The sequence below is a fragment of the Tenacibaculum sp. SSH1-16 genome, assembly GCF_040104435.1.
Classification (GTDB): Bacteria; Bacteroidota; Bacteroidia; order Flavobacteriales; family Flavobacteriaceae; genus Polaribacter; species Polaribacter mesophilus.
This window is the reverse complement of the sequence record NZ_JBECOV010000002.1, coordinates 167,861-180,681: the sequence shown is the minus strand read 5'-3', so window position 1 is coordinate 180,681 and position 12,821 is coordinate 167,861. Positions and strand designations below refer to the sequence as shown.

Annotated in this window: 14 protein-coding genes; 7 read left to right on the top strand and 7 right to left on the bottom strand. The window is 31.4% G+C overall.

Annotation, left to right across the window (positions count from 1 at the left end):
* The first annotated feature begins 8 nt into the window (after positions 1 to 8).
* Genes ABMY20_RS03495 through ABMY20_RS03485 form a run of 3 tightly spaced genes read left to right on the top strand, consistent with a single transcriptional unit; the run spans position 9 to position 2,958 of the window.
* Positions 9 to 872, top strand: a complete 864-nt coding sequence (locus ABMY20_RS03495; protein ID WP_047789919.1) for a M23 family metallopeptidase — start codon at positions 9 to 11, stop codon at positions 870 to 872.
* A gap of 13 nt (positions 873 to 885) precedes the next feature.
* Positions 886 to 2,382: a GH3 auxin-responsive promoter family protein gene (locus tag ABMY20_RS03490; RefSeq protein ID WP_349264650.1), complete on the top strand. Its 1,497-nt coding sequence runs from the start codon at positions 886 to 888 to the stop codon at positions 2,380 to 2,382.
* 9 nt (positions 2,383 to 2,391) lie between these two features.
* A complete protein-coding gene (locus tag ABMY20_RS03485) occupies positions 2,392 to 2,958 on the top strand; it encodes an MOSC domain-containing protein (protein WP_159614334.1) in 567 nt (188 codons plus the stop codon).
* Here the strand turns inward: ABMY20_RS03485 and ABMY20_RS03480 are convergent.
* From ABMY20_RS03480 to ABMY20_RS03455, 6 genes are all read right to left on the bottom strand, one after another.
* A complete protein-coding gene (locus ABMY20_RS03480; RefSeq protein WP_349264649.1) occupies positions 2,948 to 3,703 on the bottom strand; it encodes a nitrile hydratase in 756 nt (251 codons plus the stop codon). The genes ABMY20_RS03485 and ABMY20_RS03480 overlap by 11 nt on opposite strands.
* A gap of 70 nt (positions 3,704 to 3,773) precedes the next feature.
* Complete coding sequence (locus tag ABMY20_RS03475) at positions 3,774 to 4,364, bottom strand: TetR/AcrR family transcriptional regulator (RefSeq protein WP_349264648.1); 591 nt, start codon at positions 4,362 to 4,364, stop codon at positions 3,774 to 3,776.
* Positions 4,365 to 4,571: 207 nt separating this feature from the next.
* Positions 4,572 to 6,143, bottom strand: coding sequence for a S41 family peptidase (locus tag ABMY20_RS03470; protein WP_047789924.1), 1,572 nt, complete (start codon positions 6,141 to 6,143; stop codon positions 4,572 to 4,574).
* Positions 6,130 to 6,561 carry a dCMP deaminase family protein gene (locus tag ABMY20_RS03465; protein ID WP_047789925.1) on the bottom strand — a complete coding sequence of 144 codons (432 nt, stop codon included), beginning with the start codon at positions 6,559 to 6,561 and terminating at the stop codon, positions 6,130 to 6,132. Before ABMY20_RS03465 ends, ABMY20_RS03470 begins: the two co-directional genes overlap by 14 nt.
* A gap of 65 nt (positions 6,562 to 6,626) precedes the next feature.
* Positions 6,627 to 7,208, bottom strand: coding sequence for a HupE/UreJ family protein (locus ABMY20_RS03460; RefSeq protein WP_047789926.1), 582 nt, complete (start codon positions 7,206 to 7,208; stop codon positions 6,627 to 6,629).
* A 9-nt stretch (positions 7,209 to 7,217) separates the two neighbouring features.
* A complete protein-coding gene (locus ABMY20_RS03455; RefSeq protein ID WP_047789927.1) occupies positions 7,218 to 7,679 on the bottom strand; it encodes an Lrp/AsnC ligand binding domain-containing protein in 462 nt (153 codons plus the stop codon).
* Between the two features lie 62 nt (positions 7,680 to 7,741).
* On the opposite strand from ABMY20_RS03455, the gene ABMY20_RS03450 reads away from it, so the two are divergent.
* Positions 7,742 to 8,998 (top strand): Y-family DNA polymerase, encoded by a 1,257-nt coding sequence (locus ABMY20_RS03450; RefSeq protein WP_159493479.1) that lies wholly within the window; start codon positions 7,742 to 7,744, stop codon positions 8,996 to 8,998.
* Positions 8,999 to 9,023: 25 nt separating this feature from the next.
* Positions 9,024 to 9,482: a translesion error-prone DNA polymerase V autoproteolytic subunit gene (umuD, locus tag ABMY20_RS03445; protein WP_073182158.1), complete on the top strand. Its 459-nt coding sequence runs from the start codon at positions 9,024 to 9,026 to the stop codon at positions 9,480 to 9,482.
* A 66-nt stretch (positions 9,483 to 9,548) separates the two neighbouring features.
* Here umuD and ABMY20_RS03440 read toward each other — a convergent pair whose 3' ends face one another.
* Entirely contained in the window at positions 9,549 to 9,959 is a 411-nt protein-coding gene (locus ABMY20_RS03440; protein ID WP_073182156.1) for a BrxA/BrxB family bacilliredoxin, read from the bottom strand.
* A gap of 117 nt (positions 9,960 to 10,076) precedes the next feature.
* Here ABMY20_RS03440 and ABMY20_RS03435 point away from each other — a divergent pair, with 117 nt between their 5' ends.
* Together ABMY20_RS03435 and ABMY20_RS03430 are read left to right on the top strand one after the other, a co-directional pair.
* Positions 10,077 to 10,838 carry a TerB family tellurite resistance protein gene (locus tag ABMY20_RS03435; protein WP_073182153.1) on the top strand — a complete coding sequence of 254 codons (762 nt, stop codon included), beginning with the start codon at positions 10,077 to 10,079 and terminating at the stop codon, positions 10,836 to 10,838.
* Between the two features lie 52 nt (positions 10,839 to 10,890).
* Positions 10,891 to 12,804: an OmpA family protein gene (locus ABMY20_RS03430; protein ID WP_349264647.1), complete on the top strand. Its 1,914-nt coding sequence runs from the start codon at positions 10,891 to 10,893 to the stop codon at positions 12,802 to 12,804.
* Positions 12,805 to 12,821 lie beyond the last annotated feature (17 nt).

The following is a 12,821-nucleotide window of genomic DNA, read 5'->3' as shown; positions in this document are numbered from 1 at the left end:
TATAAAACGTGGCAAAAAATAAAAAAAAACGAAAACTTAAACAGAAACTTACCGATAAGTATCGTCTAGTAATAATTAATGAAGATACGTTTCAAGAACGATTTTCTTTAAAGCTATCACGATTAAATGTTTTTGTATTTGGAGGAGTGTTTTCTATACTTCTTATAGTACTCACCACTTTGTTAATTGCTTTTACGGGTATACGTGAATATATACCAGGGTATTCATCAACAGCCTTAAAAAGAAAAGCTACCAGATTAACATATGAAGCAGATTCTTTAAAAACTAGATTGTCAGTTATTGAAAGTTACACTAAAGCTTTAAAGCCAGTTTTAACAGGTCAAATTGAGCCTGAAAAGATAGACTCTATAACAAAAGAAATGAAAACAATAGCTTTTGATGAAAGTAAATTACAAGCATCAAAGGAGGATTCTTTATTTAGAGAAAAAGTAGAGAGCAAAGACTTATTTCCTTTGCATAACGGAGGGGCAAATAGAGTTAAAAATGTATTCTTTTCACCTTTAACAGGAAACATATCACAACCATTCGACGTTAATGACAAACATTATGCGATCGATATTGTAGCTAAAACTGGCACGCCTGTAAAAGCCGTAGCCGACGGTACAGTTATTTTAGCAGAATGGACAGCAGAAACAGGGTATGTAATAACGATACAACATTCTAACGAATTTATATCAGTATATAAACATAACGGAACTTTGTTAAAACAACAAGGAGACGTCGTAAAGTCTGGAGAAGCAATAGCAAGTGTAGGTTCCACAGGAGAATTAACTACCGGACCTCATTTACATTTTGAGTTGTGGAATAATGGATTTCCTGTTAACCCAACAAACTATATAGATTTTCAGTAAATAGAAAAAGAACATGAGTATAAAATCAATATTAGCAATTCCATTTGCAAAAATTGTCCGTAAACAAGTATATAAATGGGCAAACAACCCACATAAAACACAAGAAAAAGTTTTTCAATATTTGGTTACAGAAGGATGTAAAACAGTATTTGGAAAAGACCATGATTTTGTATCAATCAACAATTACGAAGACTTTAAAAAAAGAGTGCCTATTAACGACTATGAAGGTTTACGTAGTTATGTAGATAGAGTTGTAGCAGGAGAAGAGAATGTTTTATGGAAAGGAAAGCCCTTGTATTTTGCCAAAACATCAGGAACAACCTCAGGAGCAAAATATATTCCTATCAGTAAAGAATCCATGCCCACACATATAAAAGCAGCTCGAAATGCTTTGTTGTTTTATATCACAGAAACAAACGATGCTAGCTTTGTTGATGGGAAGATGATTTTTTTACAGGGAAGTCCAGTTTTAGAAGATAAAAACGGCGTGAAATTAGGGCGGTTAAGTGGAATAGCAGCGCATTATGTTCCAAATTATCTCTTAAAAAATCGTTTACCAAGTTGGAAAACCAACTGTATTGAAGATTGGGATACCAAAGTAGATAAAGTAGTTGAAGAAACCTTGCCAGAAAACATGACGGTAATTAGCGGAATTCCATCATGGGTACAAATGTATTTTGAACGACTGATTGAGAAAACTGGAAAGACAGTTTCTGAAATTTTTCCAAACTTCAATTTCTTTGTGTATGGAGGTGTAAATTTTGAGCCATACAAGAACAAGTTTGAAGCGTTAATTGGGAAAAAAATAGACTATGTAGAATTGTATCCAGCATCTGAAGGGTTTATTGCATATCAAGACTCTCAAACCGAAAAAGGAATGTTATTGCAGTTAAACTCAGGAATGTTTTATGAATTTATTCCAGCAAATGAATTTTTTGATGAGAATCCAACAAGAATATCATTAAAAGACGTTCAATTAGGGGTGAATTATGTTATTATTTTAAACACCTCGGCGGGTTTATGGGGATATAATATTGGCGATACTGTAGAATTTACTTCTTTAAAACCCTACAGAATAAAAGTAACAGGACGTATAAAACACTTTATTTCTGCTTTTGGTGAGCATGTAATAGGGAAAGAGGTAGAAAAAGCGTTGAATGATGCTATAAAAGGAACTGATGTGAATGTAAGCGAGTTTACAGTAGCACCGCAAGTAAATCCTGAAAGTGGATTACCATATCATGAGTGGTTTATTGAGTTTGAAAATGAACCTGAGAATTTGGATGAGTTAGCATCTAAAATTGATGCTTCTATGCAAGAGCAAAATGTATATTACTTCGATTTAATTGAAGGTAAAATTTTACGTCCTCTTATTATTAGAAAAGTGAAAAAAGGAGGTTTCCATGAATATATGAAATCCATAGGAAAGTTTGGAGGTCAGAATAAGATTCCACAATTATCAGACAACCGAAAAATTGCGGATGTATTGCAGAATTTTTTAATTGAATAAAAAAGTAAAATGAAAATTGTAGCCACTAACATTGGAGAAAGAAAAGAAATCGATTGGAAAGGAAAAACTGTTACTACAGGTATTTTTAAGTTTCCTGTTGAGAAACCTATCTTTTTAGATGTTGAAAAAGTAAAAGATGATGCTATTTGTGATAGAGAACATCATGGAGGAATAGATCAAGCAGTTTATGCCTATTCAGAGAAGCATTATGCATATTGGAAAGAGTTATACCCAAGTTTAGATTGGAAACATGGAATGTTTGGTGAAAACTTAACTGTTTCGGATTTAGAGGAAAGTCAATTGCACGTGGGAGATACTTTTAAAGTAGGAGAGGTTATTATTGAAGTAACTAAACCACGTCAACCATGCATGAAGCTAGGAGTGCGTTTTAATGATATGAAAATCGTAAAACAATTTTGGCAACAAAACATACCAGGAGTTTACTTTAAAATATTGCAAACAGGTTATGTAAAGTCAGGTGATAAGTTTGAGCAAATAAAAAGCTGCCCTCAAAATCCAACCATCGAAGAGGTATATAAGACTAAGAGGGAAGCTAAGTTTACCTCTAAAAAATAAATTTTTTAGAATCTAAAATATTTTTTGAAGCCATAGAGGCAAATCCCATTTTGTATAAAATATCGGCTCTAGTATTTTCTTTATGGTTTAATGTTTCCATAGTTTCAATAATATCTTCCTTAAAACCATTTCTATGATATGTTTTATGAACTTCTTTAATAAAAGAAGTTGGAACTTGAAAATAGTGTGAACCAATTACATCCATAGCTGCACCTTTTGAAAGTAGGTAAGCTTCGTTACCAAACTTCTTCTTGTCGACAGTAGGGTATAAGTGCATATCAATAGCAGTTTTAATAGTGGAAGCTTTATCTTCACTATCGTTTTTCGTTGTAAATTCATTTGCGAAAGAGCCTCCATAATTGGCAAAACATTGTTTACTGCACACATGATTGTGGGTATCTGTTAAACCAACATCATGTAGCATTGATGAAACAAATAGTAACTCTTCATCATAGTGTAGTTTTTCTGAAAGAGCAATACCAGCAGACCAAAAAAAGGTTCTATAAGAATGGTAAAGTAATATAGGGTTACATAAATCATTTGCTTCTTCTAAAGCTAGTTTAGATAGCTTAGAGTCAGGAATGTTTATAGTATCAAGATCAAACTTTATTTTAGATTTAATACCGATTTTATATAATGTTTTAGTGAAACTCTCTTTTAATTTTGAGGTAATTAAAAGCTTTTTAAACTGTTGGATTTCTTTTCTGTTGAGTACAGATGGACTATAATTATTATGTATTTGCATTGCTTGTTTTTTAGAACAAAGCAAAGATAAAACAAAAACATACTAACTAGTATGTTTTTTGGGGTTAAGATTATTTTAAAGTAGTTAAGTAAAGTTTTAATTGATTTAAATGATGGGTATAAGTATCTGTCTTGTTGCTTAATTTTCCTAAAGCTCTAGCTCCCCAATAGCTAGCTATAATAAAATTAGCAACTTCTTCAGCATTAATACTTGAGTTAAAAGTATTATTTTGCTGTTCTTTGGTAATAGAAGTGGCAATAGCATTTGTCCATAATGACTTTGCTTCATCAAGAGCTTCTTTAAAATCATTGTCTAAAGGCGACATTTCTTGAATTAAGTTAGCTAGAGGACAACCATATTCTATGGTTAAAAAAGAATTTTGTAAAAGTAATTTTTCAATCATTGTATATAAAGAATCATGTAAACTGGTAGAAGAAGAAAGAAAACTTACAGAAAAATCAATGGTTTTGGATTGTATTACCTCTTTAATAACAGCAATTCCCATTTGCTTTTTATTTTTAAAATGATAATAAAAAGCACCTTTTGTTACTTTAGTAGTCGCTATAATTTCATCAATACTTGTAGATTGATATCCTTTCTTATAAATAAGTTCAAAAGCTTGTTGTAAAATAGTTGCTCTGGTGTTCGCGGATTTCTTCATTTGTTGTAGCTTGCTCTTTATTAATTTACATACAGCACAAATTTACTATTATGTATATAACAAAGTAGTGTAAAGACTACAATTTAGGTTAAAAAGAAGTTTTAGTTAGGAGCATTCCATCCGTGTATGAAGTTCTCAGTAATAAAACTAAAGAATTTAAAAGTCAACACTATTACAAAAAGCGCTATGATTACTTTAAATATTTTCTTATTCATTTTGCTTTTGTTCTAACTCAAATACTTTTTGCAGCATTTTATCATCTCGCTGATCTACTTTGTATAAACCTTCGTCACTAAAAAGTTCACGAGCTATCAATACTTTTAAGTTATTGCGAAGTTGATTTTTTGTTCTTTCAGGAAGTCTAAAATCTTTGAGTTCTGCTAAGAATTTATTAGAAATCTTATTGTCTTTATCAAAATTATTAATAAAATCCTCAACGGTTAATGAAGCGAGTTTTTTACGATTATCATCTACATATGAAAAAGCGAAATCATTTAAAGGACGGAAGAAAATTGTAGGAATATAAGCTGAGGTATCTACCGCTACAAAATAATCAGGAATAATTCCACCGCCACCATATACTACTTTACCTTTAGGAGTCGTATACTTCAAACTATCAATAGTTTTAATACTGTCTTTGGTAAACAACTCCCCATTTTCTAGTCGATGTTCAAAATCATGACTATATTCTTCAGAATCTGCGTCTTTTTTATAAGGCTTTTGAATAGAACGCCCTGTTGGAGTATAATACCTAGCCGTAGTTAATCGAACCGCAGAACCATCTCCTAAATCCATTTCTTGTTGTACCAATCCTTTACCAAAGGAACGACGTCCAATAATAATACCTTTGTCATTATCTTGCAAGGCACCAGCTACAATTTCAGAAGCAGAAGCGGAGTTTTCATCAATTAGTACATATAACCCACCGTGCTCAAAATCACCTTTATCAGTAGCGAAAGATTTTACAATATCACCTTTGTTATTTTTTGTAAATACAATCAGTTTTTCATCTTCTAAGAATTCGTCAACAATATCATTAGCAATATCAATAAAACCACCACCATTTCCGCGAAGATCTAAGACCAAATCAGTCATTCCTTTTGTAAGTAATTTGTTTAGAGAAGATTTAAACTCAATATAGGTGTTACGTGCAAAACGATCTAGTTTTATATAGCCAATACTATCGTTTAACATGTAAGCAATATCAACACTTTTAATATTTACTTTACCACGATTAATAGTAATGTTAAAAATACTATCATTGGTCTTTCTATAAATTTGCAAATCAACTTTAGTGTTTGGCTTTCCTTTTAAAGCTTTCATTATTTGGGAAGTTTGCAGTTTTTTCCCATAGAGTGTATCCTTGTCTGCAAGTAAAATTCTATCACCTGCTTTAATTCCTGCTTCAATACTTGGTCCTCCTTTAATAGGTTCTATAACGGTAATAGTATCACCAATCATACGAAATTGAACACCTATTCCTACAAAATTACCTTGCATGTTTTCGGTAACCAATTGTAAGTTTTCTTTAGGAATGTATACTGAATGAGGATCTAATTTACCTAACATCTCTGCAATGGCTCCATCTAATAAATCATCTGTGTTAACAGCATCAACATAATCACTTTGAATGTAGTCAATTAAACGCTTTATTTTTCGTTCACTTGATGAGCTTTTTCCAATAAGATTGCTTGATTTTCCGTTGCTAAAAAAGGTCCCAATAAGAATACCGAAAATAACTGCAATAGATAAATATATAGGTAAATTATTCTTGTTCATAAGGTAAATAAGTCAGTTCAACACCCGCTTTCTCTAAAAAATCTAATCCTGATCGGTCTTTGTATGCTTGTGCATATACTACACGTTTTATTCCTGCTTGATGTATTAATTTACTGCATTGTTGGCAAGGAGAAAGTGTAATATATAAAGTAGCACCTTTGCATGATTGTGTAGAAGAAGCTACTTTTAAAATAGCATTGGCTTCGGCATGCAACACATACCATTTGGTGTACCCTTCTTCGTCTTCACAATAATTTTCAAAACCAGAAGGAGTACCATTATAACCATCAGAAATAATCATTCGATCTTTAACAATTAAGGCGCCTACTTTTTTACGAATACAGTGTGAAAGTTGTCCCCATTCATTTGCCATTTTTAAATAGGCAATGTCATATTTTAATTGTTTTTTCTTCAAAATTTTCAGTACGATTTTTCTTAGATAAGCTAAGGTAGTTAGATTTGTGTTAGTTAGGCGTTAATTTTTTACCAAAAAACACGGTCAAACATCATTTGTAAAGCAAAACCAATTACGATTGATGACATGATTAAAATCCAATCACGACGATTTACACTAAAGATTGATTGCACTAGTGCTCCAATTAGTAAAATACCTAATACAATAATAATTTGTGCTACTTCTACACCTAAGGCAAATTCTAATAAAGGTAAAAATTTATCAGAAGTTTTTCCAATCATAATTTTAAAATAGTTAGAAAAACCAAGTCCGTGAATTAACCCGAAAAACAAAGCAAAAAATAAATTTTGGTTTTCTTTTCCTACCGATGCTTTTTTTGCGGTTAATACATTCATTAATCCCGTAATAAAAATAGTTAACGGAATTAAAAACTCAATTAAATCTGCTCGTACATTTAAAATTCCGTATGCTGAAAGCGCTAGAGTTATTGAGTGTCCAATAGTAAACAAAGTAATTAACCATAAAACTTTTGTCCACTGTTTAAATTGATACACAACAGCTAATACAATTAAGAATAAAATATGGTCATAGGCTTTAAAGTCTAATACATGAAACAAGCCCATTTTAAAGTAGAAGATAAAATCGTTCATTAGGGGTTTTTAAATTTTTATTTGTCGATCTATTTGTTGGTCTAAAGATATAAAAGTTTCGGTTCTTGAAACTCCTTTTATAGTTTGAATATCCTTATTTAACAAATGCATTAAGTCTTCGTTGTTTTTACACAGTATTTTAATGAAAATAGCATAGTTACCTGTAGTGTAATGACTTTCTACGATCTCAGGAATTTCTTTTAAACGTTTAATTGCAGAAGAGTATAAGCTAGAAGAATCTAAAAATACACCAACAAAAGCGGTAGTGGTATAGCCTAATGCTTTTGGATTTAATATCATTTTGTAACCATCAATTAAATCCGATTCGTCTAACTTTCGTAATCGTTGATGAATGGCAGCGCCGGATATACCTACTTCTCGGGCGATACTTAAAATAGGCGTACGAGCATCTTTTACAAGACGTTTGATAATTATTTTATCAATTCCGTCAATTTTTAATTTTCTAACCATGAAACAAAAATAAGGAAAGTTAGTTAGAGTTCATTTTTTCAATATTCTGTACCTTTACAGTTATGTATGCGTTGGTAGATTGTAATAACTTTTATGCTTCTTGCGAACGGGTTTTTAATCCGAATTTGCAAGGAAAACCTGTGGCTATTTTAAGTAATAACGATGGGTGTGTTATTTCAATGAGTGACGAAGCAAAAGACTTGCAACTTCCATTTGGAGCTCCAATTTTTAAGTGGGATCAGTTTTGTAAAAACAATAATATCTCAGTGCTATCGTCAAATTATCCGTTGTATGGTGATATGAGCGCTAGAGTGATGAAAATTTTAGAACAATTTTCTCCAGATGTGGAAGTATACTCTATTGATGAAGCATTTTTACAATTCAAAGGTTTTAATGAATATAATTTTAATTCTTATGGAACTGAAATAAGAAGTAGAATTTTACAATGGACGGGTATTCCAACTTGTGTAGGAATTGCACCAACAAAAGCATTGAGTAAAGTAGCTAATAAAATTGCTCGAAAATTCTTGAAAGAAACAGGTGGAGTGTGTGTGATTGATTCCGAAGAAAAAAGAATAAAAGCATTAAAATGGACTTCTATAGAAAGTGTTTGGGGAATTGGAAGAGGTATACAAAAAAGACTACAAGCTAAAGGATGTATAAAAGCGTATGATTTTACACAGTTAAATGACGATTGGGTGCTGAAAAATTTATCGATTACAGGTTGGAAGTTGAAAAAAGATTTAGAAGGAGATCCTAAAATACAACTAGATGAGCCTACTAACAAAAAAGCAATAGCAACAACCCGAAGTTTTGAATATACATTTTCGGATCTAGATAATATTAAAGAAAGAATCTCAACGTTTGCTGTAAGTTGTGCAGAAAAATTACGTAAGCAAAACTCAAGTTGCCATATGGTAATAGTGTTATTGCGTAGTGATTATCATAAAAAAGAGACTAAACAACATCGAGCAAGTAAAACTATTGTACTTCCATATCCGACAAACTCTACATTAACAATAAGTAAAAGTGCAGTACAAGCTGTAACTACTATTTTTAAGGAGGGAATAAAGTATAAAAGAGCAGGAGTAATTGTAACAGGGTTGGTGCCTTCAGACAATTATCAATTAGATATGTTTGCAAAGGAAGACCCGAAGCATGCTTCTTTAATGAGTGTAATAGATAAAATTAATCAGACTTATAAAGCAGATAAGATTAAATTAGCAAACCAAGATTTACAACGTACTTGGAAGATGCGTCAAGAGCGATTATCACCAAAATATACTACAAATATTAACGATATTATTAAAGTAAAATAAGCTTAGTTAAATAACAAATAATAAGATGTTACGAAAATTAAAACCAGTAAAAGCATCAGAAGCATTGACTTTTTTCTTACCAAAAGAGTTAAATGAAAGCGAGGGAGCTATCTTTATGGATACAGGTATTTCTGCGGGCTTTCCTTCTCCTGCTGATGATTTCAGGGAAACGCGTATTTCATTAGATGAAGAACTTATTAGAAATAAAGAAGCCACTTTTTTTGCACGAGTAAGTGGTCAGTCGATGATTGGTGCAGGTTTAGATGATAATGATTTACTGGTAATTGATAGAAGTATTCCGCCAACAAATAATAAGATAGCGGTTTGCTTTTTAGATGGAGAGTTTACGGTAAAACGATTAAGAGTTGAAGGAAGTGAAGTTTGGTTGCAGCCTGAAAATCCAGACTACCCAATCATAAAAATTACAGAAGAAAATAATTTTATTATTTGGGGAGTTGTAACTAATGTAATTAAGAAAGTATAAAAAAATCCAGTAAAATTACTGGATTTTTTAGTTGTTTTTTGTTTTGAAACCTTTTGCTTAAAAAGATTAACAAAATTCGTCATAAGCAGCTGCTAAATTTTGAGCAATAGCTTGTGCAGAGCGCCCCTCGATATGATGACGTTCTAACATGTGCACTAAATTACCATCTTTGAATAAAGCTATTGCAGGAGATGATGGAGGGAAAGGAATCATATATTCTCTTGCCTTCGCTGTAGATTCTTTCTCTACACCTGCAAAAACTGTAGTTAAGTTCGTAGGAGTTTTATCTGCTCCTAAAGAAGCAATAGCACCAGGTCTTGCAGTACCTGCAGCACATCCACAAACAGAGTTTACCATTACTAATGTAGTTCCTTCTTTGGCTAAAGCATTGTCAACATCTTCAGCAGTATATAAAGCTTCAAAACCAGCGTCAATTAATTGATCACGCATTGGTTTTACTAATTCTTCTGGATACATATTTTTGAATTAAAATTTAAGGCAAAGATACTTCTTTTAGTGCCAACAATCAACCCGAAATAAGTATGGTAGATAGATTGGTAATGTTTTATCTTTGTGGCTTCTAAAAAACAAACAATGGGAAAATTTGCAAAATGGCTTGGAGCAGGAGCCGGTTTTACATTAGGAGGTCCAATAGGAGCTATTATAGGGTTTGCTGTAGGAAGTCTTATTGATGGAATTTCTGTAGAAGATTTTGTACAAGAACAGCAAGAATATCAAAAAAAGACAGGGGGACAACCAAGAAGAGGAAGAGCTACATCAGGAGATTTTGAAATAAGCTTGTTAATATTAGCTTCGGTAGTTATTAAATCTGACGGAAAAATAGATAGGCGTGAACTGGACTATGTTCGTATGTATTTTGTGAAAATGTATGGTAAAGAACGAGCAAATCATGCGTTTAAATTATTCAACGGTATTATTAAGAAACAAGTATCTACACGACAAGTTTGTTTACAAATACGTCAGTATATGTCACATGCTACACGATTACAGTTACTACATTTTTTATTCGGAATAGCAAAAGCAGATGGACAAGTAACTAGTGTAGAGGAAGAAGAGATTAGAAAGATAGCAAGTTACTTGTATATTAACGAATATGATTATTCTTCAATAAAGGCAATGTTTTATGACGAATCTGATAGTGCTTATAAAATGCTTGAAATAACAAAAGAATCCACTAACGATGAGGTAAAGAAAGCATATCGAAGAATGGCAAAAAAATACCATCCAGATAAACTTCAAAATTTAGGAGAAGAACATAAAAAAGGAGCTAAAGAAAAATTCCAAAAAATACAAGCAGCTTATGAACAGATAAAAAAAGAGCGAGGAATAAGCTAGAATAAAAAAAGATAATTATTTTAGTGTTATTTAACTACAAAAGATAAGAGACATGGGGAAACAGTTAGTAGTAATATTTATTTTTCTTAGTGGCATTTGCTTAGGGCAAAGAAAATACACAGCCGACAAATATTTTGAAGTTTTTGCTTATAAAAAGGCAGCAGAACTATATGAGAAAATTTATGATAAAGGAAATAATTCGTACGAAATTGTTAGTCGTTTAGGAGACTCTCATTATTATAACTCAGAGTTTTTAGAAGCAGAGAAATGGTATAAAATTTTAATGGAAAACTATGAGAGTATTACAGAGCCAGAATATTTTTTTAGATATGCACAATCTTTAAAAAGTAATGGAAAAATTAAAGAATCTGATAAATGGCTTTTAAAGTTTAGTGAAATTAAAGAGAATGACTCAAGAGGGCAAGCTTTAGAGAAAAATGAAGGTTATTTTAATAAATATAGTAATGGAAAAAAGAAAACATTTATAAATATAACCAATCTCTCAGTCAATACTCAGTATTCTGATTTTGGTGGGTTTACCTATGATAATAAACTTTATTTTGCCTCTACAAAACCTGTTGGAGAAAATGACAAACTATATAAATGGAACAATCAACCGCATTTAAATATCTACAAAGCAAATGAAGTTTATAATGAAGAAAAACAATTAATAGATTTAGAAAAAGAAGAAATAATTTCATCATTAAGTTCACAATATCACGAATCCAATGCTGTAATTACTTCAGATGGTAAAACAATGTACTTTACCAGAACAAATTTCAATGGAAAGAAATTAGAAGGAGGAGATAATCAAATAGCATATCTTAAAATATATAAAGCAGAGTTTGAAAATGGAGAGTGGAGAAATATAAAGGAACTTCCATTTAATAATGATAATTATTCTGCGGGACATCCAACTTTAAGCGCAGATGAGAAAACATTGTATTTTATTTCAGATATGCCAAATGGTTTTGGGAAAACAGATATATACAAGGTTGCACTTTTAGAAAATAGCACTTACGGAGAACCAGTAAATTTGGGAAAAGAAATAAATACTGAAGGAAGAGAAATGTTTCCTTTCGTCGCTAAAGATAATACCTTGTATTTTGCTTCAGACGGACATCTAGGTTTAGGTGCCCTTGATATTTTTGAATCAAAAAATAATTCAGGTACTTATCAAAAACCAAATAATTTAGGTGCTCCAATAAATGGATCGTATGACGATTTTGCTTTTGTGATAGACGATGAAAAGAACAAAGGTTTCTTCTCTTCTAATAGAAAAGGAGGAAAAGGAGACGATGACATTTATAGCTTTATTTTATATAACTGTAAAGAAGATATAACAGGTGTAGTATCAGAAGAAAAAAGCAATAAACCAATATTAGGAGCAACAGTTAAATTAATTGATTCTAATGGTAAGGTTCAAGCACAACAAGTAACGGGAAAAAATGGAGACTATAGGTTTGTTGAAGTTGATTGTGAGAAAAAATTTACAGTTATAGCAGAAAAAGAAGATTATAAAGCTTACACAAAACAATTACAAACTTTTGATGTAAATAAACAGCTTGTTACAGTAAACTTATCGTTAAAACCATTGATTATAGAAGATCAAATTGTGATTAGCCCTATTTATTTTGATTTTGATAAACATACAATAAGAAAAGATGCAGAATATGAGTTAGAACATATTGTTTCGGTAATGAAAAATCACCCAGAAATGATAATTAGAATAGAATCACACACAGATAGTAGAGGATCGAAAGAATACAATAAAAAGCTATCTGATAAAAGAGCAAAATCAACAAAAGCTTACATTGTTTCTAGAGGGATTTCTTCAGAAAGAATAGAAAAAGCAGTAGGTTATGGGGAAGAAAAACTATTAAATAATTGTGACGATACAACAAGCTGCTCTACAAAAGAGCATCAAAAAAATAGAAGATCTTATTTTTATATAGTTAAAAAATAACAATTATAACCTATAAA

Bases quoted from the DNA above. Each gene is read 5' to 3' on its own strand.
- ABMY20_RS03455 (WP_047789927.1), bottom strand. From the start codon at position 7,679: ATGGTTAGAAAATTAAAAATTGACGGAATTGATAAAATAATTATCAAA.
- ABMY20_RS03440 (WP_073182156.1), bottom strand. From the start codon at position 9,959: ATGTATCCAGAAGAATTAGTAAAACCAATGCGTGATCAATTAATTGAC.
- ABMY20_RS03490 (WP_349264650.1), top strand. From the start codon at position 886: ATGAGTATAAAATCAATATTAGCAATTCCATTTGCAAAAATTGTCCGT.
- ABMY20_RS03475 (WP_349264648.1), bottom strand. From the start codon at position 4,364: ATGAAGAAATCCGCGAACACCAGAGCAACTATTTTACAACAAGCTTTT.
- ABMY20_RS03460 (WP_047789926.1), bottom strand. From the start codon at position 7,208: ATGAACGATTTTATCTTCTACTTTAAAATGGGCTTGTTTCATGTATTA.
- ABMY20_RS03435 (WP_073182153.1), top strand. From the start codon at position 10,077: ATGGGAAAATTTGCAAAATGGCTTGGAGCAGGAGCCGGTTTTACATTA.
- ABMY20_RS03485 (WP_159614334.1), top strand. From the start codon at position 2,392: ATGAAAATTGTAGCCACTAACATTGGAGAAAGAAAAGAAATCGATTGG.
- ABMY20_RS03480 (WP_349264649.1), bottom strand. From the start codon at position 3,703: ATGCAAATACATAATAATTATAGTCCATCTGTACTCAACAGAAAAGAA.
- ABMY20_RS03470 (WP_047789924.1), bottom strand. From the start codon at position 6,143: ATGAACAAGAATAATTTACCTATATATTTATCTATTGCAGTTATTTTC.
- ABMY20_RS03450 (WP_159493479.1), top strand. From the start codon at position 7,742: ATGTATGCGTTGGTAGATTGTAATAACTTTTATGCTTCTTGCGAACGG.
- umuD (WP_073182158.1), top strand. From the start codon at position 9,024: ATGTTACGAAAATTAAAACCAGTAAAAGCATCAGAAGCATTGACTTTT.
- ABMY20_RS03430 (WP_349264647.1), top strand. From the start codon at position 10,891: ATGGGGAAACAGTTAGTAGTAATATTTATTTTTCTTAGTGGCATTTGC.